The organism is Sinorhizobium medicae (assembly GCF_007827695.1).
GTDB classification, from domain to species: Bacteria; Pseudomonadota; Alphaproteobacteria; order Rhizobiales; family Rhizobiaceae; genus Sinorhizobium; species Sinorhizobium medicae.
Window position 1 is genome coordinate 228,799 of record NZ_VITA01000005.1, and the last position, 24,610, is coordinate 253,408.

Consider the following 24,610-nt stretch of genomic DNA (forward strand, 5'->3'; position numbering starts at 1 on the left):
CAAGCATGCGGGCGCCGGCAAGACGGTGACGGTTTCGGATGTGACGCTCAATGACGGCAATTCCGGCGGCAACTACATCCTGACCTATGCCGATAACACCGCCAGCGAGATCACGGCGCGTGTGCTGACGGTTTCGCTCAGCGGTACGGTGTCGAAGGTCTATGACGGCGCGACGGCAGCGACGCTGTCTCCCGGCAATTACAGCCTGTCGGGCCTTGTGCCGGGCGACGTCGTTTCGATTGTGCTCCTGTCGAGCAATTACGATACCGCGGATATCGGCACAGGCAAGACGGTGAGCGTTGCCGGGCTTAGTCTGTCGGGTGTGGATAAGGCCAACTATCTGCTCGGCTCGAGTGCGGCGAGCGCGGCGATCGGGGAGATCACGTCGGCCGTCACCCCGTGGGATGACAGCGTCAAGCAGGTCGTAGAGCCCTTGTTCGATCAGGAAGAGTCGGGCAAGCCGGACCGCGTGAGCTTGGATGAGACGCTGGGAATCAGAACCGGTAACCGCCTCGACTCGGGCGCTGGTTTGCTGGTGAACTGCATGGAGCCGGAGGGGCGGGTGTTGAAACTGGTCGGCTCGCCCGTCGATGTCACGGGGTGGCAGGTCGCAACCTGTATGAGCGGTAGCCTATAGAAAGAACGAAGTGCAGGGCAGGTTGTGAGTATGACGTTGGCGACCAGGCCAGGCGCAAACAGGAGGCGACGATGACGGATCGTCGTCGAAACGGGAGGGTGGGCGAGGGCCCGCAGCCCAGCAAGCAGAAACATTGAGCGGATCTTTAGAATGAAAACATGTGTGCAGAACGCATTGAGGGCGGTTTTCCTGGCTGCCCTCATCGGGAGCTTCAGTGGTTATGGCAGGCTGGCGCTGGCGCAGGATCAGGAGGCTGCAACGCCTGACTGGACGACCGAAAGCTACGGCGACTGGTCGGTGCGCTGCGCCACCCGCGAGGGCGTTCCGCCCTGCGACATTGTTCAGGTGGCCACCGACAATAAGACCGGGGCGCAGGTCATGCGCCTGTCGATCGCCCATGCCGGCGATCGCGAGCGGTATGGCGTGCAAGTCATCGTTCCCCTGGGCGTACTGATTTCGGGTGGTGTATTGGTCCGTATCGACGATGCGCATGATATCAAGGACCTCAAGTTCACGCGTTGCGATGCGGGGGGGTGTTACATCGAGGCGCTGCTGGACGCCCAGATGCTTACCCCGTTCCGGCGCGGCAACAAGGGTGTGCTCGCCATTATCGATGGAAACGGTAAACCGCTGGTCGTCCCGCTCTCCTTCAAGGGCTTCACAGCGGCATCCGATGTCATGATCGACCGTAACCGCCAGTGGGCGCAAGACAAAGGGAACAAGACCGAGAATCAGAAACCGCCGCGGCGATTACCATAATCAGCGCATAAGGAATTCCTGAACAATTATCTTTGCGGTTTTTGCGAGCTGATCGAAGGGTTGTCAATCGCCGTCGGCGAAGGAGAAACCGGCGCCTAGCCCGATCGATGCCCCGAATTGGCGGTTGAGCCGGTCGAGCAGGTCGGCCGTGTTGAGCGCAATGAAATCGAGTGTGGCGCGCTGCCTTTCGTCGGCAAGCGCTGCGTCGACGGGACCCTCCATACGATCCGCAGCCGCAATCAGGGCCTTGAAAAGGAAGTCGATGGAGCCGGCAATCGAACGGCTGTCGGCCGGTAGAAGCTCTTCCATGCCGGCGGTATCGAAGAGCCTTTGCAGGGCACTGAAATTCGCTGATATCGCCGGCATCGTGTTGACCGAACGCCAGTAGATCGCAAGCTTCGGGCGCCCTTTGTCCGGCTTGCCGTCGATCGTGCCGGCATAGAACGGGCGAAGGCGCTGATCCTTGACCATCTCGACGCTGTGGACGAGAACGCCCAGAAGCTCGGTCGCGGCTTCCTTGTTATCGCGGAAGAGCGGATTGCTGGTTCCGGGCTTCTTCCAGGCGGCCTGGATGCCGTCCGGCTTTTCCCATTCCGCAAGGAACTCTCCCGCTATGTTCCTCAAATTCTGCGAAACGGCAAGCCCGTAGCGGCAGCGAAAGCCGCCGCTCCCGCTCGAGAGGATCTCTGCTCCGTTGCCATAAAGCACCAATTCGAGTGCCCCGAGCCCCTGGACCGCCACGCTCTTCCCCTTGAGACTCTCCGCCGTGGTGGCGCTTTCGTCTTGCTTGGCAAGAATTGCCTGAACTTGCTTCCGGCCGGTGCTCTTCCGGTCGGGATAAAAGAGGAACCGTTCGAAGCGATTTTGTTCGAGGGCCGGGCCGAGGCGGATGATCTCGATCGCGGACCACGCCTGAACGACGCTGGAAAAGGCCGACCGTGCGACATCGAGCGTCGCATCGGACGGTGACTTGCACAGCGCCGCACTCGCATCGGAGAGGCTGTTCGTCGCCTCCGCAAGGTCGCGATAGCCGGGGATGATGAACCCGTCCACGGCCCGGGCCATTACGCTCGGCACGGCTGCCTCGTTGACAGCGCGCGGCGAAAGCGCGTCCTCCTCCTGCGCCGCCGCGGGGGCCAGCGCGAATACGAGGCTAAGAGCCAGGGGAAGACTCGTGAGGGGGGAGCTCAGGCGCATCAGAGGGACTCCAGAAATGTGATCAGGGCTTCGCGGTCGTCCTTCGGCATGGCGGCAAACGCATTGCGGGCCTTCTCCGCCTCGCCGCCGTGCCAGAGGACAGCTTCGGTAAGATTGCGCGCGCGTCCGTCATGGAGCAGAAAACTGTGCCCGCTTACCGTCTCGGTCAAGCCTGTGCCCCAGAGCGGGGGCGTGCGCCATTCGCGACCGGTGGCCTCGCCGACTTGCTGGCCGTCGGCGAGGCCCGCACCCATGTCGTGCAGGAGGAAGTCGGAATAGGGCCAGATGAGTTGAAACGCCTGCGCCTTGTGTACGGCGTCGCGCCGGGTCACGAATTTCGGCGTATGGCAGATGGCGCAGCCCGCTTCGTAAAAGAGCCGTTTGCCCTTCAACGTCCTCGAGGAGCTTGCCTTGCGGCGAGCGGGTACGGCGAGGTTCGAGGAATAGAATGTCACCAGATCGAGGACCGGATCGGGCGCTTCGGCTGTTCCAAGCCGGCGCTGCACCCCGTCCGGCAGAGCGAGACAAGCCGTCTGGCCCGACGTGCAATCGCCATGGCTGCGATCGAGATCGGAGGTGGAAATGCCGATGTCGAAGGCAAAGGCGTCTGCGACCTGCTGGCGTACGGTCGGGTTCTGCGCTTTCCATCCGAACCGGCCGAGCGCAACGAGGCCGCTCCGGCGTTCGCGCACGAAGGCCGCGCGTCCGCTGACGCCGTCACCGTTGCGGTCTTCCGGATCCGCGCGCGCCAGAATGTCGCCCTCGGGGATAGCTTCGACGAGGCCGATGCCGATCATCGGTGACGCGACGCGCGGAGAGAGCGTCGTTGCTGTGTCGAGCGGCCCGTAGGCGGGTTCCGCGACCGAGTAACGAGGCTTGCGGAGGGAGATGGTTTCGCCGCCGGCAAGCGTCACCGGCACTTCCGTATAAATGATCCGCAGTCCGCCCTCGGCCGAAAGCCCCGGCACGGCGCTGCCCTGAAGCTGCGTACCGTAGACCGGATCGGGAAAATTAAGCGCCTTGTGCGAAGCGATCGCCTCGCGCTCTGCTTCGCCGCGCGGAGCGCGGGCGAGACGGAACAGCATCGACGCCGACTCAGCCTTCGGCTCGGGGGGACGTCCGCGCCCGCCGCGCATGTGGCACGTCTCACAGGCTCGGGCATTGTAGAGCGGCCCAAGTCCGTCCGACGCCTGCGTCGAGGAAGGCGAAGAGACCCAGAGCTTTTCAAAAAGCGCCTTGCCGAGATGGAAATCCTGTTCGTCCTCGAAGGCGAGATTGGCGGAGGCGTGCGAGAAGATCATCCGATCGCGAGATCCGGGCGTCGTAGTGGCACCGCCAGGCATCGTCTCGAAAGGCTCGGCTTCGGAAAAGCCCGTTGCCGGTCGCGTGACCTCCGTGACGCGCTCGAGGTCGTGTGCGGAAAGGTCGTCGCGTGTCGCGCGGGTGTCGATCCCGCCATCCGCCCAGCCGCGGATGTTGCCCGCCAACGTCGCGGGGGCGATACCGATAAGCGCGACCAGCGGCAGCGCAAGGAAGCGGGCGATTATCCTCATCGAAGAGGGCCGGGCCGCCTGTCCGCAGCGGCCCGCCTTTTCAGCTTATTGGAAGACCGCTCCGGGATTGTCCAGGCTGTCGGAACCTTCAAGCTCGACGGTGCCGAGTTCGAGCGCGGCGATGACCCGTTCGACCGTCTTGGCCTGGGCGATCAGCCCGTCGATTGCGGCCTGAACCGTTGCGTTGCCCTCCGCATTTCCCTCACCGATCATCTGGTCGTAGGCTTCGACCGTCTCGGCGCGCTTGGCCATCGCCTGCATCTTTTCGACCGTGGCGCCCAGATTGTCCTTCATCTCCTTGTCGAGGGCCGCGTCCTTGGCGCCGACCAGTTCGGAGAGGGAGGGACCGGTAAGCTTGCCGCCGTCGACGCGGGTATATTCACCGCTATAGGCCGACTGGATGCCGATCGCGTCGTGGAGATGCGAGTTGTGGGTGTTGTCGGAGAAGCAATCGTGTTCCTCTTCCGGATCATGGAGAAGCAGGCCGAGCTTCATGCGTTCGCCCGCAAGCTCGCCATAAGAGAGCGAACCCATGCCGGTCAGGATCGCGACCAGGCCGGCCTTCGGATCCGCCTCGACAGCCTTGGTGGCTGCGCCGTCGGGAGTCCAGTTCGCGACCATTTCCTTGAGGTCGGCGACGAGCAGGCTGGTGGCCGCCTTCAGATAGGCGGCGCGGCGGTCGCAATTGCCATTGGTGCAGGCCTCGGTGTCGAAATCCGTGTAGGACCGGTTGCCGGCGCCGGGACCAGTCCCGTTCAGATCCTGTCCCCAGAGCAGGAATTCGATCGCATGATAGCCGGTCGCGACATTCGCCTCGATGCCGCCGGCTTCCTGCAGCGTGCCGGAAATGAGCTCCGGCGTGATGCTCGTCGCATCGACATCCTGTCCGTCGATCTTGAGCACCTTGTTGGCGATCACATTGGCGGTGAAGAGGGCGTTTTCATCGCTTTCGGTGCCGTAGCTCGCGTCGACATAGTCGATGAGGCCCTCGTCGAGCGGCCAGGCATTCACTTTGCCTTCCCATTCGTCGACGATCGTATTGCCGAAACGGTAGACTTCGGTTTCCTGATAAGGGTTGCGTGCCTTGAGCCAGGCCTCGCGCGCGGCCTTCAGCGTTTCTTCGCTCGGGCTTGCGATCAGCGCATCGACGGCCTTGTCCAGTGCCTCAGCCGTCGTCAGCGCGTCCTCGTATTTGGCATGTGCGACGGCTGCGTAATGCTTGACGACCGCGGCGGCATCGGGGGCCGCATTTGCCGGTTGCAACGCCAGCGCCGATGTCGCCGTCATGAGCGCCAGTGCAGCGGTGCGGATGAAATTCTTGGTCATGATCCTCTCCTTATGCTCGTCGGTAGAGCGCACAGGCTCCAGCCCCGTGAAAGCGCAAGAGTCATGGACCAAAAGCAAACTGGTGTCAAAGTGTATAGTTTAGAATGGCTTGAAGTTGCAGCGCCGCCCCAGGAGACGCAAACGCTAGTTTTTCCGCCCCATGAGGCAGAAGAAAAAGCCGTCCGTTCCGGTTGAAGCCGGCGTCAGCGTCACGGTCTTCATATCGGCGGACCAGGGTTGCGGCCTGTCGGTGCCGAAGAGGGCTGCCCAGTTGTCGGCGGCCGAAAGCACCTCGAATTCCGGATTGTCGTCGCAGAAACCGTAGACCTGCGACTCGTTCTCCTCCGGAAGCACGGAACAGGTGACATAGATCAGATGTCCGCCGGGACGCACGAACCGGGCGGCGCCGGCGAGCGCCTCTTCCTGCTGGGCCAATCGCTCCTCGAGGTTCTTCTGCGTCAGGCGCCATTTCGTATCCGGACGGCGCCGCCAGGTTCCGGTTCCGGTGCACGGCGCATCGACGAGCACGCGATCGGCACGACCGACGAGGGACGCAAGTGAACCGGCCGTTTCATGCACCTGGACATTTCTGGTGCCGGCACGCTTCAGCCGCTCGATGATCGGTGCCAGCCGTTTGCGGTCGGCGTCGTAAGCGTGGACCTGCCCCTTGTTGTTCATCGCCGCCGAGATGGCCAGCGTCTTGCCGCCGCCGCCGGCGCAATAATCGAGCACCTGCTCACCCTCGCGCGGGAATACGAGATCAGCGACGATCTGCGAGCCTTCGTCCTGAACCTCGAACCAACCCTTCTGGAACGAGACTTCCGCCGTAACGTTCGGCAGGCGCGAAGCGCCCTCGCCAGCGGGGATGCGCACGCCGTGCCGGGCAATCGTTGCAGGCTCGGCGCCGCTGCGCTCCAGCGCCTTCAATACCTTTTCCCGCGTCGCTTTCAGTGTGTTGACGCGCAGGTCCAGAGTCGGCCTTCCGGCAAGCGCTTGCGCCTCGGCGAGCCAGTCGTCGGAGAAGTTTTCTTCAAACGAGGCTTGCGTCCATTCCGGAATATCGGCCCGCACATGCAGAGGCGCATCTTCGAGCCGTCGTTGATCGAAAGCCGTCATCATGGCTTCGGAAGGCGGCTCGGGCGCGAACCTGTCGTCGGCAAATTCCGCGGCAAGCGTGTCGACGTCAAAGCCCCATTGCCGGTAGAGGACCGCATGGGCGAGAGCAACGGGACTGTCGCTGTCCATGAGATAGGCGTGGGAGAGTTTCATCCGCAGGGCGTCGTAGACGATATTGCCTATCGCGGCTCGATCGCCGGAGCCGGCGAAGCGGTGGGACAGGCCCCAGTCCCTGAGCGCATCGGCGACGGGTCGCTTGCGCTTTTCGATATCGTCAAGAACCTCGATGGCTCCCGAGAGCCTTCCGCCCAATCGCATCTTCGATGAACTCCTTTTTCGCCGTGGTAACGGCGATGACATCGAAGAGCAAGACGGCGACCGCATTATGTGGCAGGGTGGTTGGCTCTTGCAGTCTGGTTCGCCGAGATGCGCCGGGCGAACCTGGTGCCGTCAGGAATTCACGACCGTGTAACAGATGCTGGCGGTGCCCGAGCGGATCATGCCGATCTTCGAGGCGGCGGCCTTAGAGAGGTCGATCACCCGGCCGCGAATGAACGGGCCGCGATCATTGATCCGGACGATGACGGACTTGCCGTTGCGTTTATTGGTGACCTGAACCTTGGTGCCGAACTTCAGTTTCCGGTGTGCGGCGGTCAGGTGCGCGGCGTTCATTCTTTCGCCGGAAGCCGTTTTAGAGGAAAGCGCGTACCAGGATGCCCCGCCGCAACCGGCGCCTGCTGCCTGACTATCGGAGGCCGAGACAAACCCGATCCCGGCGGTGAATAGTGCTGCCGCGGCAGCAGTCTTGATTTTCGCTGGCGTCAAGCGATGCCCCCTTCGGTTCGAAAAATTTAATAGTTCCCTTTGTTGATCGAGCTAATTGAGGTCAAAGATGGCGAAAACGTGCCTCAACCGTTAAGGTCCCATTAAGGATGCTTGATATGTTGTTAAATTTAAAATTCAGCGACAGTTTGAATTAGTTTAAAAGCGTGCTGGAAGTTCTTTGGAATCAGCGACTAAGCGCCCACGACGGCGGCAGGTTGAGGGCAACGACCCCTTGCTGAAATAAAATCATTAAAAATTTCGCCTTCGATGAAATTCCGCCGAATTCGATCGTCGAATTCTTGCTACTATCGCTCAGGTTGCGGAAAATGGCAAAGTATTGACGCAAAAGTGACAGCATTATCGAGTCAAGGTGATTCGCGATAAATCAATACTTGCGAATTGGCCGCAGACTTTCTTTGTCCGGCGCGCGATATTCTGATCGCTTCCGGGGGTTGGCGGGCTTACCGCGGATTCCAGGCGCCGGATGTCCACAATTGTGCAAGCGACACGCGATAGTTCGGGAAGGCCGGATCAAAGCCCGCCTGGCGCAGCCGCGCGTTGGAAACACGCTTGTTCTCACCATAGAATGTGCGCGCCATCGCAGACATCTCGGCGGTTTCGAAGGGAATCTCCGGCGGCGGTTCGATGCCCATCAGCCGGGCCGCTTCTTCGACGACATCCTGCGGCGGCGCCGGTTCGTTATCGGTCACGTTGAAGACCCCTCCCATGCCGCGTGCCGCAAGGAAGGCGCTCGCCGCGCCGATGTCTTCGACACGGATGCGGTTGAAGACCTGGTTCGGCTTGATGATGCGGCGCGCCGTTCCTTCGGAGAGGTTGCGAAACGCGTTCCGGCCCGGGCCGTAAATGCCCGCAAGCCGCAACACCGCCACCGGAACGCCGCGCCGTGCACCGTGCTCGAGCCAGGCGCCTTCAGCTTCCACACGCTCCAGCGAGCGCTGCGAGACCGGGTTGAGCGGCGTATCCTCCGTGACCCAGGCGCCGCCATGATCGCCATAAACGCCGACCGTGGAAAGATAACACACCCATTCAAGCCGGGGCATGAGCTCGGTAAGCGGCGCCGTGCCGGCGCGGAACATCGGGTCGCCTTCGCGGCCGGGTGCGATCGATTGAACGAGATGAGTCGTGTCTCTCATCGCATCCTTGAGCTCGTCCGAAATTTCCGCGCCGTCGAAGAGTATCGGGCGGATACCGGCATCCTGGAGGCGGCCGAGCTTTTCTGCCGATCGAGTGGTGCCGGTTACGGATTTCGCCAAAGGAGCGAGCGCGCTCGCGATCGCCGTGCCCGAATAGCCGGCACCAAGGATCAGGACATTCATAGGCTCACTCCCGCCATTTTCCATTCCGAAAGAACCGCGTCATCATTTTCAGCTTCGCATTGCCGGCCGAAGTCCGCCAGATCAGCGGTTGAAGTCAGCCGCGAAAGCGCCCAGACCGCCATGCCTCTGACGGTCGGCGAGGGGTCCGCCGCCAGCAACTTGCAGACCGGTATCAGGCTCTTTTCGCCGGAATTGCCAGCGGCGATCAAGGCATTCCGGACGAACCGGTCGCGCCCGATGCGCTTGACGGGAGATCCGGAAAAGAAGGTCCGGAAAGCTGCGTCATCCAGGGTCAGCAGAAACGAGAGCTCCGGTTCCCTAAGATCGTTCCGCGCCTTCAGCTTCATCTCCGATGCCGAGCGCGCGAACTTGTTCCAGGGACAGGCCGCGAGACAATCGTCGCAGCCATAGATGCGGTTGCCGATCAGCGGCCGGTACTCCGGCGCAATCGGTCCCTTGTGCTCGATCGTGAGATAAGAGATGCAGCGTCGCGCATCGATTCGGTAGGGCGCTGGAAAGGCATCGGTCGGACAGGCGTCGAGGCAGGCCCGGCAGGAACCGCAATGGTCGCGTTCGGGCTCGTCCAGTTCCAGTTCGGCGGTCGTGAAAAGGCTGCCGAGAAACAGCCAGGAGCCGAACTCGCGGCTGACCAGGTTGGTGTGCTTGCCCTGCCAGCCTATCCCGGCCTTTTCCGCGAGCGGCTTCTCCATGACCGGTGCGGTATCGACGAAGACCTTTACGTCCTCGCCCGCACGGGCGGCGAAACGCGTTGCGATGTCTTTGAGCCGGCCCTTGACCACGTCGTGATAATCTCGGTTCCGGGCGTAGACGGAGATCGCGCCGCGGTCGCGCTTGGCAAGGACATCGCGCGGGTCGTCCTCAGGAGCGTAATTCATGCCGAAGAGGGTAATGGAGCGCACATCCCCCCAGAGAACGCGCGGGTCGGATCGGCGCTCCTCGGTTTCGGCAAGCCACTCCATCGTGCCGTGGCAGCCATCGGCCAGGAACTGCCTCAGCCGCTCCGGCGCTTGCGGGATGGCGTCCGGATGCGTGATGCGACAGATGTCAAACCCCTTGGCCGCAGCTTCCTCCTTCAGGAAGGCGGTGAGGGTCCGTCGTTTCCTGCCCTGGATCTCCGCTTCTGCGGCGTTGCCGGGCATGATTGCGTCCTTAAAAGTCGAGATCCGCATAATGTGAGACCGGGGTCACGCCGCGCACGCGCTCGACGAGCAGAGGCCGGAAGGATGGACGCGACTTCAGCCGCTGGTACCATTCCTTGGCGGCCGGCGCATCGGCCCAGTCGATTTCTCCAAGATAGTCGAGCACGGAAATTGCCGCGGCGGCAGCGAGGTCCGCATAGGAGATGCGGTCGCCGGCAAGCCAGGGACGCGATCCGGCGAGCCAGGAGAGATACTTCATATGCTGGCGGATATTGCTGCGCGAGGTGCGCAGAACCTTCGAATCCGGCGCGCCGCCGCCCTGGTCCGGAGTCATCTGCAGCTTGAAGATGCGCTCACGCACCAGCGGGCGCGTTACGTCGGCTTCCATCTTGTGCAGGAACCATTCGGCGAGCCGGCGGATCTCGGCGCGCTGAAACGGGTCCTCCGCAAGAAGGCGGCGGTCGCGCTTCATGATGCCGCTGGTCTCGTCGAGATATTCGGAGATGATCGTGGCGCCGCAGAGCGCGCGCATGCTGTCGTCGACATAGACAGGGAGCGTACCGGCAGGGTTCAGCGTCAGGAAGTCACGCCGGTTCTCCCATGGCTGTTCTTCGCTCAGCTCCGTCTGATAGCCATATTCTGAGAGAATAAGGCGTACGAACCGCGAAGCTGGGGACATGGGGTGATGATACAGTGTCGGCATCGATGATCAGATTACAGCTGTTTTCGGGGATATTGGCGTCGCGGCATATGCAACTGGCCACGGCTCGTTACAAGGAGCTATAGGTAGTTGCGGTGGCAAACACAAGAGAATCGACTTTCTCCTCCCACATCCAATTATATCAGGAATAACGAATTCATGGCGGATCAATCGATCATAAGTGCGCTCGTGCTCGGGCTTATCGAAGGGCTGACGGAGTTCATCCCGGTGTCGTCGACGGCGCATGTGCTGCTCGCCGGGCACTTTCTCGGCTTCAGGTCGCCCGGAAATACTTTCGCCGTTCTGATCCAGCTCGGCGCCATACTGGCGATCCTGCTCGTCTATTTCCAGAAGCTGCTGTCGATCGCGCTGGCCCTCCCCACGAGCGTCAGGGCGCGCCGTTTCGTCCTGTCGGTTCTCCTCGCCTTCCTCCCGGCGGCGCTGATCGGCGCGGCTGCGCATGGGTTCATCAAGTCGGTGCTCTTCGAGACGCCGATGCTGATCTGCGTCGTGCTGATCGTCGGCGGCATCATTCTCTATGTGATCGACCGTCTCCCCTTGACGCCCCGCTATACCGACGTGTTCGATTATCCGCCGTCGCTGGCCCTCAAGATCGGCCTCTTCCAGTGCCTCGCCATGATCCCGGGCACATCGCGTTCCGGCGCGACGATCGCCGGCGCCTTGCTGATGGGAACCGACAAGCGCTCCGCCGCGGAGTTTTCCTTCTTCCTGGCCATGCCGACAATGGTGGGAGCTTTCGCGCTCGATCTTTACAAGAATCGGGAAGCGCTCTCCATCGACGATATCGGACTGATCGCCGCCGGTTTCATTGCCGCGTTCATCGCCGGCATTTTCGTGGTGCGTTCGCTGCTCGATTTCGTATCGCATCGCGGCTTCACGCCCTTTGCGATCTGGCGCATCCTCGTCGGCACCGCTGGCCTGGTCGGATTGTGGCTGCTAGGATAGCGCTACCCGCAAACATAAAGCCGGATGCGTCTCCTTCGAAACGCACCCGGCTCCTGGCCCCCGCCAAAACTGGAAAATGCCTGGCACGAAGCCGAGGCGAAAATGTCCGGCCTACTCGCCGGAAACCCCGATCGACGCCGTCGTGCACGGGTTGACACCGTAGGCCGGCGTGCAGCCCTTGTTGCTGCTGGCAACGGTGCCGGGTGCCATGAACGAGCCAGCCAGAATAATCAGTGCCGCAGACGCAAAAAAGATTGCGATCGACTTGCCCATGGGACGTTATGCCTTTCGAGTGTGATGTCTGCACCGGCAGCGCCCGCTGAGCGGTGAGTGCGAGCGGTGTTTATGCTGCGATCCTGTCATGATCAATATCAGGGCCAGCTGAATCTGCGGTAAACGGAATTCGGATTTTCAACTGCTGCAGAACTGCAACGCTGTTGCTAAATAGGCACAGTGGGGGCCGCAAAAAAGCCGCCGGCGAACCGGAGGCGTAAGTGCGTTCGCAGCGGAGCCGCGGCTCAGGCGGCGCGGCCGGTGCGGGTATATTGCCCGTGCGGGCGATAGCGTACGAGATAGGTCGGCAGGATCGACTCGAGCATTGTCGGCTCGATGCCTATACCGGCAAACGTGCGCCCTTCAGTTTCAGCCATTGCGGAAACGACATTGTCCGATTTCAGCAACACGACCTGATCGGCCGTGAGCGGCGGTTCGATGAACGGCACCAGCGAAGCGACGCTGCCCATCAGAGAGGCGATGCCGAAGGGGAGCGAGACGAAGGAGCGCTTGCGGTCGATCGTCTTCAGCATGATATCGAGACATTCGCGGAACGAGAGCACCTGCGGTCCACCGAGTTCGTAGATCGTGCCACCCGCGAGCTTGCCGTCGACGGAGCGGGCCACAGCCTCGGCGACGTCCGTGACGTAAACCGGCTGAAACCTGGTATTGCCGCCGCCGATGAGCGGCAGGACCGGCGAGAACCGAGCCATTTCGGCGAATTTGTTGAAAAAGCCGTCTTCGGGGCCAAAGATGATCGAGGGGCGAAGGATCACGGCGGTGGGAAGTATCTCCAGGATCGCTGCCTCTGCGCGCCCCTTCGTCCGTGCATAGCTCGAGTCGGACCTCGCGTCGGCACCAATTGCCGAGATATGGGTCAGAGTTGCGCCCGTCGCCCGCGCCGCCTCGGCGACCGCCCGGGCACCGAAATCCTGAACCGCGTCGAAGGTGTTGCGGCCGTTTTCGAAGAGTACGCCGACGCAATTGATCACATGATCGGCGCCATCGACCGCGCGATCGACCGAGTTGCGATAGCGTAGGTTGGCCTGAACGAATGAGATCTGCCCGACATTGCCGAGCGGTTGCAGGTGGCCGGCAAGATCCGGACGGCGAACGGCGACGCGAATACGGTAGCCGCGTTTGGCAAGTGCGCGCACCACATGACGGCCGACAAATCCGGATCCGCCGAAAATCGTCACCAGCGGCGGAAGATTGGACAAGGTCATGAGAAACGCACTCCTGATGCCAATGGAAGAATTGCTTGCTACATAGCCCAAGCGGCGAGCGAGGTGAAGGCCATTCCGCGCGCTTCGGAGGCCTCCTTCGATGCTTCGCCGAACCTCGCCTCAGACGCCTTCGACGACCACCATCTCGGCATCGGCGGCCTCCTGTCGGATGGCCGCGGCAATCTGGTATTCCGGCGAGTTGTAGCAATCGACCGCCGCCTGAAGCGAGGGGAATTCAATGATGACGTTGCGGGCGCGAACGGCACCTTCGAGCCGTTGGAACTGCCCGCCGCGCGCGAGGAAGGACGCGCCGTATTTCTCGAAGGCGGGCTTTGCCGCCGCCACATAGTCCTTGTAGCGTTCGGGGTCCCTTATATCGACCCGAGCGATCCAGTATCCTTTGGCCATTGTGAGCTCCTCGTCATCAGCGAAATGCAGACGGGATAGTTACTTCCGGCAAATTGTGTCCGGGGTCAAGCATGCCGGACGCAGTCCGGTGGGGTATGCGCCAATCAGCCGGAAAGGGCGCTCTCCATCTCGGCCAGAATCGCGCGGCTTGCTGCAAGAGGGTCAGGCGCGGCAACGATTGGCCGCCCGACGACGAGATGGCTCGAGCCGGCCGCAAGCGCATCGGCCGGCGTCATCACCCGCTTCTGGTCGCCTTTTTCCGCGCCGGCCGGGCGGATGCCCGGTGTCACCAGCGCCATGTCGCCGCCAATGATCTTGCGCACCGCGGCGGCCTCCGCCGCCGAGCAGACAATGCCTCCCATGCCCGCGGCGTGTGCCTGCTCGGCACGGCGCAGGACCAGGCTTTGCGGATCATAATTGTAGCCGGCATCCATCACGTCCTGCTCGTCCATGGAGGTGAGCACCGTCACTGCAAGCAGGCAGAGGTTTGAGCCTCTGGCCGCCTCGACGGCTGATTTCATCGCCTTGGGATAGGCATGGAGCGTCAGCATCGACACGCCCATCTTGACGATGTTCTCCACGCCCTTCGCGACCGTGTTGTCGATGTCGAGCAGCTTCATGTCCAGAAAGACCTGCTTGCCGCTCGCGGCGAGATCGCGCGCGAAGTCGAGACCGCCAGCGAATGCCAGTTGGTAGCCTATCTTATAGAAGAGGACTTCCTCACCGAGCGCCGAGACGATTTTTTCGGCCTCGGCCAGCGTTGGAAGATCAAGGCCGACGATCAGCCGGTCGCGTGCGCTCATATCGAGTCTACCCCTGCCAGGTTTCCATCGGCGTCCAGTCGCATGTGACGGCGCGATCCGCAAGACGGAAGGCGAAGAGATTGCCGCCCCCCGGCAACTGGTCGGCGATGCGGGCGATCGCCGTGCCAGTCATCCGGCATTTGAGCAGCGTGCCGACGCCGCCATGGCCGATGAACGCTATGGGTATGGACGGATCATGCCGGTCGAGGATGGAAAAGACGGCCCTCGAGATCCGTGCCTGTGCGTCCACGGCGCGCTCCCAGCCATCGAAGCTTGCCTCGGGTCGGGCAAAGAACTCATCGGCCGCCTTCTCGAACGCGTCCGGCGGCAGGAAACCGGTGGAGGAACGGTCGTTCTCGCCCATCGCCTGGTCCGTTTCGGTCGCAATACCGGCAGCATCGGCCAGTATCCGCGCCGTTTCGACCGCCTTCGTCTCGCCGCTGGAGATGATGCGCCCAAGCAAACGGACCCATGGCTTCTTCGCCGTGGCACGCGCGCGGGCCGCGCCTAATTCGGAAAGACCCCATTGCGGTACGGGAACCGCGGGTTCGATCCTGATCTGTGGATGCGTGAGATAGATGCCGAACACCGCACTAAGCGCCGTCAATGCGTCTTGCGGTAGACCCAGAGCTGTGCGGGCGGAATGTTGCGCACGACGAAGTCGAAATGCTGGATGCGGTAGCTATCCGGCACGGCGACGACCGGAGACATCGGGCCGTAGGAAATCTGAATGACGGGGCGGCCGAAAGGGATGCGCGAGAGCAGGTCTTCAAGCAGCTCGACGCGGCGGTGCATCGGGAAGTTCAAAAGCGGTACGGCGGAAATGACGCTGTCGAACTGCTGGTCTTTCAGGGAACCAAGCGTGCGGTCAAGATCAAACGCGTCGCCATTGATGAACTGAACGCCGTCGAATTGCGCCTTGAGCTGGTTGTAGAAATCGGTCGAATATTCGATCGATATCAGCTTTTCAGGCTCTATGCCGCGCTCGAGGATCGCCTTGGTGATCACGCCGGTGCCGGGGCCAAGCTCAAGGACGGGCAGGCCGGAGTCCGGATCGACGACGCTTGCCATACGGCGCGCCGTCACCGAGGATGTCGGGAGTATCGCGCCGACGGCGCGGCTGTTGCTCATCCAACCCTTGAAGAAGCGGATTTCTTCGTCGAATTTCCGACCGAATTTTTCCTTCACCCTCAAGCGCAAGCTCATCGAATCCCCTCGCATGTATCATTGCAGCTGCGCTCTTATCGTGATTCGCCGGGCTGCGTGAGCATTTATTCATAATGTGCTTCTATCTGCGGCAAAAACAAGTCCGGCTGCGTCTAAAAGCGACAGTGCATGAACAATGCGCGACGGGAAATAGGATGAAGCGCGCCGAAGGGCGGTTTCATCCGTACCTGCGACAGGCCGTTAGACTCGCATCGGCATTAGGACGTAGAGCGCGTCATCCGCGGCCAGGTCGCGTACCAGCGTCGGCGAACCGGGATCTGCGAGCAGGAAGACCGCCTCGCTGCCGGTCAGTTGCGCGGTGATGTCGAGAAGATACTTTGCGTTGAATCCGATCTCGAGCGGATCACTTTCGTAGCCGACCGGCACTTCTTCGGTGGCGCTGCCCGAATCCGGGTTGTTTACCGTCAGCGTCATCTGGCCATCGGTGAGTGCCAGCTTCACGGCGCGTCCGCGTTCGGACGAGATCGTCGAGACGCGGTCGACGGCCTGCGAGAAGGACTGGCAGTCGACGCGCAATTCCTTGTCATTGCTGGCGGGGATCACGCGCTGATAGTCGGGGAAGGTCCCGTCGATCAGCTTCGACGTCATGACGATGGAGCCGATCGTCAACCGGATTTTCGCGTCCGAGACCTCGACTGTGACGACGACGTCGGGATTGTCGAGCAATTTTTGCAATTCGCTTACGGTTTTGCGCGGGATGATGATGCCGGGCATGCCCTCGGAGCCGGACGGGGCTTCGACATCAGCACGGGCGAGCCTGTGTCCGTCGGTCGCGACGGCGCGCAGCTTCAGTTCGCCGTTGCTCTCGACCGTGTGCACGAAAATGCCGTTCAGATAATAGCGCGTCTCTTCCGTCGAAATCGCGAACTGCGTGCGGTCGATCAGCATCTTCAGATCGGTCGCCTTCAGGCGGAAGGAATGCGAGAACGTGCCGGCGGTCAGGTCGGGGAAGTCCGATTGGGGCAGGCACTGCAGCGAAAATTTGGAGCGGCCGGAGGCGACCGTCATCGCCGTGCCCTCCGCATTGGTGGCAAGCAGCACCTCTGAACCGTCGGGCAACTTGCGCACGATGTCATAGAGCAGGTGCGCCGGAACGGTCGTGGCGCCCGCCTGCTCGACCTGCGCCTGCGTCGCCTCGGTGATCTCCAGGTCGAGGTCGGTCGCCTTCATTTCGAGACTGGCGCCGTCGGAGCGCAAGAGCACGTTCGAAAGGATCGGGATCGTATTTCGCCGTTCCACCACACGGTGGACATGGTTCAGCGATTTCAACAGGTTGGACCGCTCTAGAGTAATACGCATGGATGCTACCGCTTTCAACCGTTGCCGGGGCGGGCGAGGGTCACCGCCGCGGCGTCAACTGCGTGCCCCGGCCGCTTGGCCGGAAGGATGTGGACGGGCAAAATGGCAGAAAGAGAGCCGAAAAAGCAAGGGGTTTCGCGGCCTCTTCCCCAAATGCGAGGCTGTGGGCGCGGCCCGCCCTTGCCCCGGGCTTCCCGCTCACTCATAAAGGGCGCGAGCCGGCTCGTCGTAACCATCGTCCGGTATTTGCAAGGGCCCGCAATGATCGGGGCCACGAGGGATTGGAAGGCGGCGTTGGAGAAGCAGCAATCGGCGGAAGTGTCGGAAAAGGAACGGCAACGCGGCTTTCGCCTGCACAATGCGAATATTCCCGCGCGTCCGCTGGAGCCGTGCCTTTATCTCGTCGCAACGCCGATCGGCAATCTCGGCGACATCACCCTCAGAGCCCTCGAGACAATTGCCGCGGCGGACGTCCTCGCCTGCGAAGACACGCGCGTGACGCGGGTCCTGCTCGACCGCTACGGCATCGTCAACCGGCCTATCGCCTATCACGAGCACAATGCCGCCGAGGCAGGTCCGCGCCTGCTTGCAGCGCTTGACGGCGGCAAATCGGTGGCACTCGTTTCCGACGCAGGCACGCCGCTCGTCTCCGATCCTGGCTATCGTCTGGCGCAGCAGGCGGTCGAGGCCGGGTACCGGGTGGTGCCGGTGCCGGGACCCTCGGCGCCGCTTGCGGCTCTCGTCGGTTCCGGCCTTCCGAGCGATGCCTTCCTCTTCGCCGGCTTCCTGCCGGGTAAGGACAAGGCCAAGCGCGACCGGCTTGCGGAACTCGCCAACATCCCGGCCACTCTCATCTTCTTCGAGTCCCCGCATCGCATCGCCGCGACCCTCACTGCTGCCGCCGAGGTTCTCGGCGAAGACCGGAGGGCGGCCGTCTGCCGCGAACTGACCAAGGCTTTCGAGGAGTTCCGCCGAGGCACGCTCGGCGAGCTCAGGACAGCTTACGACGAAGGCGGCAATGTGAAGGGCGAGATCGTCCTGGTGGTCGGTCCGCCCGAGGCAAGGCCGCAGCCGGAGGCAGCCGATATCGACGCGCTCCTCAGGGCGCTTGCCCGAGATCTGCCGATGGGCAAGGCAGCGACGGAGGCCGCGCATCGCACAGGACTTGCACGCAAGGCGCTTTACGACCGGCTCCTCGAGCTCAAGGACAGCGATGAAGGCTGAGCGATCGGACGACCTCAAGCTGAAGGCTCTGAAGCGGGGCCATCTGGCCGAATACCGCGCGGCGCTCTGCCTGATCCTGAAAGGTTACCGCATCGTTGCGATGCGCTATCGCACCAGGCTGGGTGAAATCGACATCATCGCCCGGCGCGGGGATCTCATCGCCTGCGTCGAGGTGAAGGCCCGGCGGAGTTTTGACGATGCGATCTTCGCCGTTTCCAGCACTGCGCAACGACGCATCCGTGCCGCAAGCGAGGTTTGGCTGTCGCGTCAGGGCGACTTCCATCGCCTGTCGCTGCGCCACGATATCGTCGCCGTCATGCCCTGGCGATGGCCGCGGCATCTGACGGACGCTTTTTGATCGGCGGGAGCGGCAGGAGCCTTCTTGCCTAACCACGGTACGCATTCTACATCTTGCTGGCTTTTCTGCGTGCCGCCTTTTCAGGAGTACAGGCGCAGCATCGCGTTGAAGTGCCGTATAATTCGATTTCCGGCCGACACCGGCCGAAGGAACTATGCGGATCGAAGATCCAGATCAGGAATGGGAAGATGGCAGGAATCGTCAATGTCGGGGTCCAGATGGACCATGTTTCGGGCATCACCATTGCGGGCGATTCGACCTTCGCGATGAGCCTGGAGGCACAGGCCCGCGGCTACCGCCTGTTCCACTACACGCCCGACAAGCTGTCGCTTCGGGACGGCAAGGTCTATGCGACCGCGCAGCAGATGCAGCTGCGCGACGTCAAGGGCGATCACTTCACCCTCGGCGAGGACGAGCGGATCGACCTTTCGACTCTGGACGTCATCCTGCTTCGCCAGGATCCGCCCTTCGACATGGCCTATATCACCTCCACCCATCTGCTCGAGCGTCTCCACCCCAAGACCTTGGTCGTCAACGATCCGGCCTGGGTACGGAACTCTCCGGAAAAGATCTTCGTGACCGAATTTGCGGACCTGATGCCGAAGACGCTGATCACCCGCGATGCGGACGAGATTGCCCGCTTCCGCCAGGAAATGGGGGACATCATCCTGAAGCCGCTTTACGGCAATGGCGGCGCGGGGGTCTTCCACTCGGCGCGCGACGACCGCAATTTCTCGTCGCTCCTCGAAATGTTCGCCCAGATGTTCCGCGAGCCTTACATTGCCCAGGAATACCTGCCGGAGGTCCGCAAGGGCGACAAGCGCATCCTGCTCGTCGATGGCGAGCCCGTCGGCGCGATCAATCGCGTCCCGGCCGAGCACGACTCGCGCTCCAACATGCATGCTGGCGGGCGCGCGGAGGCAACCGAGCTGACGGCGCGCGAAAGGGAAATCTGCACCCGTATCGGGCCGGCGCTGAAAGAACGCGGCTTCCTCTTCGTCGGCATCGACGTCATCGGCGACTATCTGACGGAGATCAACGTCACCTCGCCCACCGGCATCCGCGAAGTGAAGAAGTTCGGCGGCGCCGATGTCGCCGGTCTTCTCTGGGACGCGATCGAGAAAAAGCGCGCCTGATTCGCTCGGCGGGCCTTCATCCTTCATTGTTCTGTAATTGTTCTTGTTTTTAAGCGCATTCCGTGCAAGGTTTGCCGATGCAACCGAATTCGGTTGTGACGGCGGCGTGAGCCGCCATGCCGTATCGGGTTATGCGGAAGGGGCAATGGTCTTTCGCGCTCAGCTCGAATTCAGGGGGCGTCATGGTCGCGCGCGTCAGCACGGTTGCGTTTCAGGGTATCGAGGGCCTTCCGGTCGACGTCCAGGTGATGGTAGCGCCCGGCAGGGTCGGCATGCAGATCGTCGGGCTGCCGGATAAAGCGGTCGCTGAAAGCCGCGAGCGCGTTCAGGCGGCGCTGCATGCATCTGGACTGGCGCTTCCCGCAAAGCGCGTCACGGTCAATCTGGCGCCGGCGGATTTGCCGAAGGAAGGAAGTCATTTCGATCTCGCCATCGCGCTTGGCCTGATGGCGGCGCTCGGTGCTGTCCCGGCGGACGCGCTGTCCAATTATATCGTCATTGGCGAGCTCAATCTGGACGGCACGATCGCCGCCGTTGCCGGTGCCTTGCCGGCGGCGATCGGCGCGAATGCGCTCGGCAAGGGGCTGATCTGCCCCGCCGATAGCGGACCGGAGGCGGCCTGGGCCGGCTCGGAGATCGACATTCTCGCCCCGCGCAGCCTGATCGCGATTGCCAATCACTTCCGCGGCACGCAGGTGCTCTCCCGTCCGGAGCCGGCGGTGCGGATGGCGGCCGCAGGCCTTCCCGATCTCTCCGATATCAAGGGTCAGGAAAGCGCCAAGCGGGCGCTGGAGGTGGCCGCCGCCGGCAATCATAATCTCCTGATGGTCGGCCCGCCGGGTTCCGGCAAGTCGATGCTCGCGGCGCGGCTCCCGTCCATTCTGCCGCCGCTTTCGCCCGCCGAACTGCTCGAAGTCTCCATGATCCATTCGATTGCCGGACAGCTTCCAGGCGGCAAGCTCTCCGACAGCCGGCCGTTTCGCGCGCCGCACCACTCCGCCACCATGGCGGCGCTCATCGGTGGCGGCGCTCGCGCCAAACCGGGCGAGGCATCGCTCGCCCACCACGGCGTGCTCTTCCTCGACGAGTTTCCGGAATTTGCGCCGCAGGTTCTCGATGCCTTGCGCCAGCCGCTCGAAACCGCCACATGCATAATCGCGCGCGCCAATCACCGCGTCACCTATCCGGCGGCGATCCAGCTCATCGCAGCCATGAACCCCTGCCGCTGCGGCATGGCCGGCGAACCGGGGCGCAGCTGCGCCCGCGGTCCGCGCTGCATGGCCGACTACCAGGCGCGGATCTCCGGCCCGCTAATGGATCGCATCGACATCCGTGTCGACGTCCCGGCGGTCAGCGCCGCCGACCTCATTCGCCCCGGCACGTCAGAGCCGAGCGCTGCCGTCGCCCGCCGCGTCGCCCGCGCCCGCGAGCTGCAGAGAGACCGCTTCGCCGTCCTCGGGCATGCCGAGCTCACGAGCAATGCCCGCTCGTCGACGACGGTGATCGAAAAAATCGCCGAGCCCGACGCGGCCGGCCTGCAGCTTCTGAGAGATGCTGCGGAGAAGATGAAGTTCTCGGCGCGCGGCTATCACCGGGTGTTGAAGGTGGCTCGCACGCTTGCCGACCTGGACGAGGCGCCGAGGGTTGGCCGCATTCATCTGGCCGAGGCGATTTCCTATCGAATGGCGGGGGAGCGGCTGCCGGTGGCGGCATAGGGATTGCGTGAGTTCAATGAAAAAAGCCGTCGTCGAGGATCATGAGGCGAGTTACCCAGATCCGATCGCGGTCGAGGCCGGCCAGGTCATCAGGCCGACCGGGGCAAAGGACAACTGGGATGGATACGAATGGCTCTGGGCAGAAGGTCCGGACGGCAAGTCTGGTTGGATTCCGGACACCATCGTGGAATGCCGCTATGGAAAAACATATGCGATGCGCCGCTACTCCGCAGTGGAGCTTACCTGCCGAAAGGGAGAGGTTCTGCTGACTATCGAGGAAATTGACGGTTGGGCCTGGTGCCGGTCCGATGGCGGCAGACAGGGCTGGGTGCCTCTGCGCAAGCTTACATCGCTGGAGGGAGGCGAAGGCGCCCAGCCGTTTTCAGCTTGACTCGGTTGCGGCAGCGGATTCACCGGCTCACCCGGCCAATACCCAGCGGGTCGCAGATGGTGAGGAGCAGCGCCGCGAGTCCCCTTCGCCCCGCCTTGCGGGGAGAAGGTGGCGGCAGCCGGATGAGGGGGCGTTTCAAATCGGCCTGCATTGGGAGGAGCCATGTCGTGGGGAGGAGCCATGTCGTGCACCCGCGGGAACGAAGGCGGTGAAGTGGAAACTCTCCGTCCGCTGCCGCCTCATCCCGCTGCCGCGACCTTCTCCCCGCATGCGGGGAGAAGGGGGGGTGCCGCGCCCGCTCGCTCCCTCGGCAAAGCGGTGAGGACGGGCTCAGGTGGTGCCCCTTGTCCCTTCGCTCCGCCTTGAAGGTGGCGGCAGCCGGATGAGGGGCGCTCGCTGAGTGCTTGCGCTACGCTCCCAACCCCTCGAACAACACCGTCGACAGGTAGCGCTCCGCAAAAGAGGGAATGATCACCACAATATTCTTGCCGGCGTTTTCCTCGCGCTGGCCGATTTCGATCGCCGCCTGGAGCGCCGCACCGGCGGAAATACCGACCGGGACGCCTTCGAGCCTGGCGACGAGCCGTGCTGTTTCAACGGCCTCGCCGGCATTTACGGTGACGACCTCGTCATAGACGCTCGTGTCGAGGATCGCCGGTGCAAATCCCGCGCCGATGCCCTGGATTTTGTGCGGACCCGGGGCGCCGCCGGAGAGTATCGGAGATTCCTCGGGCTCGACGGCGATCACCCGGAGCGATGGCTTACGCGCCTTCAAGACCTGGCCTGCGCCGGTAATGGTACCGCCCGTGCCGATGCCCGATACGAGGATGTCAACCGCGCCTTCCGTGTCGTTCCAGATCTCCTCGGCCGTCGTCTGGCGATGGATTTCCGGATTGGCCGGATTTTCGAACTGCTGCGGAATGATTGCGTCGGGAAGGGTCTCGGTAAGTTCCTGGGCCTTGGCGATCGCGCCCTTCATGCCCTTGGCACCCTCCGTCAGCACCAGTTCGGCACCGAGAAGGGCCAGCATCTTGCGCCGCTCGACGGACATGGTTTCGGGCATGGTGAGGATCAACCGGTAACCTTTCGCAGCCGCCACAAAGGCGAGCGCTATGCCCGTATTGCCGGAAGTCGGCTCGACGAGCGTTGTGCGGCCGGGGGTGATCTTGCCCTGCTCCTCAAGTGATTCGATCATCGCAACGCCGATGCGGTCCTTCACCGAGCCTATGGGGTTGAAGAATTCCAGCTTGGCGAGCAGGTTTGCTTTCACGCCCTTTTCCTTGGCGAGCTTGTCCAGCCGCACGATGGGAGTGTCGCCGATCGTCTCGGTGATCGAAGAAAAGACGCGGCCACGGCCGGGCTTGCGCGCTTCAGACATAGGTTTCTCCCTTGGTTTTGATTTATAGCCCGGAGAATAGGAGCAATGTGCATTTCCTTCCAGAGCGCGAAAGCCCCTTAGCGACGGAGCGGGAGGAAAAAACGATTGCGAAACGGTCGGTCGTGGAATCTTTTTTCAGGTCGCGCGGGTTGCAATATAGGCGGCGGTTCCGGCGAGAATACCGGCTGCGGCCCGGTTCAGGACTTTCAGTGCCTGTGGTTCTCTCAGGAGCGATCGGGCGCGGGTCGCCAGAAGCATATAGGGCAGCAATACCGCAAGAAGCACGAGGAAGGTCGCGACGAGCAGCAGGCTATAGTCGCGGACCTCGATCGAAGCGAGGTCTATCAGGGTCGGAACCAGCGCCACGTAGAAAAGCATCGTCTTCGGATTGCCGAGCGTGACGGCCAGGCCCGCGAGGAAGGAGAGCGTAGCGCTTGTAGATTTCCGGGCCGCGATGTTTTGCGAAAGGAGGCCGGCCGTCCAAAGCTTCCATGCGATACAGCCGAGATAGAACGCTCCGCCGAGCTTGACCAACAGAAACGCGGTCGTGAACGTCTGTGCAACGAAGGCAAGCCCCAGAATCACCGCCGTCAGATAGACCATGTCCCCGACGATAAGCCCGAGTCCCATGAAGAAGGTTTCCCGAAAGCCGGACCCCAGCGCACGCGCGACGAGCGCCGTCACGCCCGGACCGGGAATGATGCCAGCGATAAAGAGAGCGCCGCTATAGGCGAGAAGAGCCGCAAGTGTGATGATCGTTCCTCCTGATGGGTGCAGCTGTACCGTAAACCATTGCCGGGGAAAACCCGACTGAGGTGGTGGCGCGCGCTTTCGGGTAAAATGACCTGGTGACAAGAATGGCGTTGCCCTCACGGGAATGGCCATACACCTTCCGAAAGATTGGGGAGACCGGTGAGCCATGCCCGAAATTCAGAACCTCCTGGGCTTTGCCCTGATCGCGCTCGGCATGGTCCTGACTCCGGGGCCGAACATGCTTTATCTGATCTCCCGTTCGATCTGTCAGGGACCGGCGGCGGGACTGATCTCGCTCACGGGTGTTGCGCTCGGTTTCGTTTTCTACATGGTCTCCGCCGCACTCGGAATCACGGCCCTGCTTCTGGCGGTTCCCTTCGCCTATGATGCCCTTCGTTTCGCGGGCGCGCTTTACCTGCTCTATCTTGCCTGGCAGGCGGTGCGGCCGGGCGGTCGCTCGCTTTTTCAGGTGCGGGACCTGCCGAAGGACGGGCCCCGCAAGCTCTTCGCAATGGGCTTTTTCACCAGCCTGCTCAATCCGAAGGTGGCCATCCTTTACCTGTCGCTGCTGCCGCAATTCGTCAGCCCCGAAGCCGGCAATGTGCTTGCGCAATCGCTTGTCTTCGGCAGCGTGCAGATCATGATCAGTGTCACCGTCAACGCAGTGATCGCAGTGACGGCCGGCTCGGTAGCCGCCTTCCTGGCGGGTCGCCCGTCCTTCATGCTGGTGCAGCGATGGCTGATGAGCACGGTGCTCGCCGGCCTCGCTATCAGCATCGCCGCTGAGGCACGGCGTTAAAGCACTTCCAGGAAAAGTGTGTAACGGTTTTCCGTCCGGAAGTG

Annotated in this window: 26 protein-coding genes; 9 read left to right on the plus strand and 17 right to left on the minus strand. The window is 62.5% G+C overall.

The annotated features are described in order from the left end of the window. Together FB009_RS10770 and FB009_RS10775 are read left to right on the plus strand one after the other, a co-directional pair. Positions 1-637 (plus strand): YDG domain-containing protein (locus FB009_RS10770; protein ID WP_234886174.1); only part of this gene is annotated, 637 nt, incomplete at its 5' end. Positions 638-787: 150 nt separating this feature from the next. Then, positions 788-1,396, plus strand: coding sequence for an invasion associated locus B family protein (locus FB009_RS10775; RefSeq protein ID WP_012067721.1), 609 nt, complete (start codon positions 788-790; stop codon positions 1,394-1,396). 63 nt (positions 1,397-1,459) lie between these two features. Here FB009_RS10775 and FB009_RS10780 read toward each other — a convergent pair whose 3' ends face one another. From FB009_RS10780 to FB009_RS10820, 8 genes are all read right to left on the minus strand, one after another. Continuing rightward, the gene (locus FB009_RS10780; RefSeq protein WP_012067722.1) at positions 1,460-2,593 is read right to left on the minus strand and encodes an imelysin family protein; all 1,134 of its coding nucleotides are present in this window, start codon (positions 2,591-2,593) and stop codon (positions 1,460-1,462) included. After that, entirely contained in the window at positions 2,593-4,146 is a 1,554-nt protein-coding gene (locus FB009_RS10785; protein ID WP_012067723.1) for a di-heme oxidoreductase family protein, read from the minus strand. The genes FB009_RS10780 and FB009_RS10785 overlap by 1 nt, the downstream gene beginning before the upstream one ends. A 45-nt stretch (positions 4,147-4,191) precedes the next feature. Next, positions 4,192-5,472 (minus strand): imelysin family protein, encoded by a 1,281-nt coding sequence (locus FB009_RS10790; protein WP_012067724.1) that lies wholly within the window; start codon positions 5,470-5,472, stop codon positions 4,192-4,194. Positions 5,473-5,616: 144 nt separating this feature from the next. After that, positions 5,617-6,906 (minus strand): RsmB/NOP family class I SAM-dependent RNA methyltransferase, encoded by a 1,290-nt coding sequence (locus FB009_RS10795; protein WP_012067725.1) that lies wholly within the window; start codon positions 6,904-6,906, stop codon positions 5,617-5,619. 132 nt (positions 6,907-7,038) lie between these two features. Then, entirely contained in the window at positions 7,039-7,413 is a 375-nt protein-coding gene (locus FB009_RS10800; RefSeq protein WP_012067726.1) for a septal ring lytic transglycosylase RlpA family protein, read from the minus strand. Positions 7,414-7,874: 461 nt separating this feature from the next. Further along, positions 7,875-8,750, minus strand: a complete 876-nt coding sequence (locus FB009_RS10810) for an SDR family oxidoreductase (protein WP_012067728.1) — start codon at positions 8,748-8,750, stop codon at positions 7,875-7,877. Beyond that, the gene (queG, locus tag FB009_RS10815; protein WP_012067729.1) at positions 8,747-9,910 is read right to left on the minus strand and encodes a tRNA epoxyqueuosine(34) reductase QueG; all 1,164 of its coding nucleotides are present in this window, start codon (positions 9,908-9,910) and stop codon (positions 8,747-8,749) included. The genes FB009_RS10810 and queG overlap by 4 nt, the downstream gene beginning before the upstream one ends. A 10-nt stretch (positions 9,911-9,920) precedes the next feature. Next, positions 9,921-10,613, minus strand: a complete 693-nt coding sequence (locus FB009_RS10820) for a glutathione S-transferase family protein (RefSeq protein ID WP_102045682.1) — start codon at positions 10,611-10,613, stop codon at positions 9,921-9,923. Positions 10,614-10,769: 156 nt separating this feature from the next. Here FB009_RS10820 and FB009_RS10825 point away from each other — a divergent pair, with 156 nt between their 5' ends. Next, positions 10,770-11,576: an undecaprenyl-diphosphate phosphatase gene (locus FB009_RS10825; RefSeq protein WP_012067731.1), complete on the plus strand. Its 807-nt coding sequence runs from the start codon at positions 10,770-10,772 to the stop codon at positions 11,574-11,576. 111 nt (positions 11,577-11,687) lie between these two features. On the opposite strand, the gene FB009_RS10830 is transcribed toward FB009_RS10825, so the two are convergent. The 7 genes from FB009_RS10830 to dnaN form a co-directional block, all read right to left on the minus strand. Next, positions 11,688-11,849, minus strand: coding sequence for a hypothetical protein (locus FB009_RS10830; RefSeq protein ID WP_012067732.1), 162 nt, complete (start codon positions 11,847-11,849; stop codon positions 11,688-11,690). 245 nt (positions 11,850-12,094) lie between these two features. Next, positions 12,095-13,075 carry a complex I NDUFA9 subunit family protein gene (locus tag FB009_RS10835; RefSeq protein WP_012067733.1) on the minus strand — a complete coding sequence of 327 codons (981 nt, stop codon included), beginning with the start codon at positions 13,073-13,075 and terminating at the stop codon, positions 12,095-12,097. 120 nt (positions 13,076-13,195) lie between these two features. After that, positions 13,196-13,483, minus strand: a complete 288-nt coding sequence (locus FB009_RS10840) for a DUF1330 domain-containing protein (protein WP_018013208.1) — start codon at positions 13,481-13,483, stop codon at positions 13,196-13,198. A 104-nt stretch (positions 13,484-13,587) separates the two neighbouring features. Beyond that, positions 13,588-14,286: an orotidine-5'-phosphate decarboxylase gene (gene pyrF / locus FB009_RS10845; protein WP_012067735.1), complete on the minus strand. Its 699-nt coding sequence runs from the start codon at positions 14,284-14,286 to the stop codon at positions 13,588-13,590. 7 nt (positions 14,287-14,293) lie between these two features. Next, positions 14,294-14,875 carry a histidine phosphatase family protein gene (locus FB009_RS10850; RefSeq protein ID WP_028054342.1) on the minus strand — a complete coding sequence of 194 codons (582 nt, stop codon included), beginning with the start codon at positions 14,873-14,875 and terminating at the stop codon, positions 14,294-14,296. Positions 14,876-14,889: 14 nt separating this feature from the next. Beyond that, positions 14,890-15,492, minus strand: coding sequence for a phospholipid N-methyltransferase PmtA (pmtA, locus tag FB009_RS10855; RefSeq protein ID WP_012067737.1), 603 nt, complete (start codon positions 15,490-15,492; stop codon positions 14,890-14,892). 201 nt (positions 15,493-15,693) lie between these two features. Then, positions 15,694-16,812: a DNA polymerase III subunit beta gene (dnaN, locus tag FB009_RS10860; RefSeq protein WP_012067738.1), complete on the minus strand. Its 1,119-nt coding sequence runs from the start codon at positions 16,810-16,812 to the stop codon at positions 15,694-15,696. Between the two features lie 261 nt (positions 16,813-17,073). Here dnaN and rsmI point away from each other — a divergent pair, with 261 nt between their 5' ends. The 5 genes from rsmI (at position 17,074) to FB009_RS10885 (ending at position 21,636) form a co-directional block, all read left to right on the plus strand. Next, the gene (rsmI, locus tag FB009_RS10865; protein WP_012067739.1) at positions 17,074-18,036 is read left to right on the plus strand and encodes a 16S rRNA (cytidine(1402)-2'-O)-methyltransferase; all 963 of its coding nucleotides are present in this window, start codon (positions 17,074-17,076) and stop codon (positions 18,034-18,036) included. Further along, a complete protein-coding gene (locus FB009_RS10870; protein ID WP_145161590.1) occupies positions 18,026-18,394 on the plus strand; it encodes a YraN family protein in 369 nt (122 codons plus the stop codon). Before rsmI ends, FB009_RS10870 begins: the two co-directional genes overlap by 11 nt. Before the next feature lie 188 nt (positions 18,395-18,582). Continuing rightward, a complete protein-coding gene (gene gshB / locus FB009_RS10875) occupies positions 18,583-19,530 on the plus strand; it encodes a glutathione synthase (RefSeq protein WP_012067741.1) in 948 nt (315 codons plus the stop codon). 182 nt (positions 19,531-19,712) lie between these two features. Next, the gene (locus FB009_RS10880) at positions 19,713-21,245 is read left to right on the plus strand and encodes a YifB family Mg chelatase-like AAA ATPase (RefSeq protein ID WP_028054343.1); all 1,533 of its coding nucleotides are present in this window, start codon (positions 19,713-19,715) and stop codon (positions 21,243-21,245) included. A gap of 16 nt (positions 21,246-21,261) precedes the next feature. Beyond that, complete coding sequence (locus tag FB009_RS10885; RefSeq protein ID WP_012067743.1) at positions 21,262-21,636, plus strand: SH3 domain-containing protein; 375 nt, start codon at positions 21,262-21,264, stop codon at positions 21,634-21,636. A gap of 409 nt (positions 21,637-22,045) precedes the next feature. On the opposite strand, the gene cysK is transcribed toward FB009_RS10885, so the two are convergent. Then, positions 22,046-23,014, minus strand: a complete 969-nt coding sequence (cysK, locus tag FB009_RS10890; protein WP_012067744.1) for a cysteine synthase A — start codon at positions 23,012-23,014, stop codon at positions 22,046-22,048. 135 nt (positions 23,015-23,149) lie between these two features. Then, entirely contained in the window at positions 23,150-23,767 is a 618-nt protein-coding gene (locus FB009_RS10895; protein WP_028054344.1) for a LysE family translocator, read from the minus strand. Between the two features lie 166 nt (positions 23,768-23,933). Here FB009_RS10895 and FB009_RS10900 point away from each other — a divergent pair, with 166 nt between their 5' ends. Next, positions 23,934-24,566: a LysE family translocator gene (locus FB009_RS10900; RefSeq protein ID WP_012067745.1), complete on the plus strand. Its 633-nt coding sequence runs from the start codon at positions 23,934-23,936 to the stop codon at positions 24,564-24,566. The last annotated feature ends 44 nt before the right edge of the window (positions 24,567-24,610 follow it).